The 506-nt window shown below is 50.8% G+C and carries 1 protein-coding gene; it reads right to left on the minus strand.

What is annotated here, in order from left to right; genetic code table 11:
- Positions 1-506, minus strand: a 506-nt coding sequence (locus tag HI950_RS35455; protein WP_169091788.1) for an SH3 domain-containing protein, incomplete at both ends; no start/stop codon positions are given.

The following is a 506-nucleotide window of genomic DNA, read 5'->3' on the forward strand; positions in this document are numbered from 1 at the left end:
ATCGTTTCATATTTCATTCCGATCATTCCGGGATCTTCTCCGCCGTGACCGGGGTCAATGACGATTACTTTCCCTTTAAGCCCCTTCGATTTTCCCGAAGAAACCGCTACCGTTTGTTTTGCGTCTTTCATGATATAATGATCTGATACCCAGCCGGCTTGTCCATCCGGAGTCTGGATCCGAACCCATCCTTCCCGGTTATCCATTATCGTAATAGCCTCACCTTTTGTTAGGCCTCCCAGAACCTTATAGTTCAATCCGGCGCCGGCCCTGATCCGCAGCGAATCCGCCAGTACAGTAGCCCGGGTGGCTACAGAACTTTTTTGAACATTGCCAACTTGAACTGTTGCCGATGCCGTAACGACACTGCCATTGACTTTCTTCAAATAATAACCTGCTGCCCAGCCGGAGACCCGGTCCGACTTGATGCGCAGCCAGCCGTGCTCTTCATTCGAAACGGTGACCATCTCGCGATTCTTCAAAGCACCCACGATCGACGATTTAAG

It is taken from the genome of Paenibacillus sp. PL91 (assembly GCF_012935325.2).
Lineage (GTDB): Bacteria > Bacillota > Bacilli > Paenibacillales > Paenibacillaceae > Pristimantibacillus.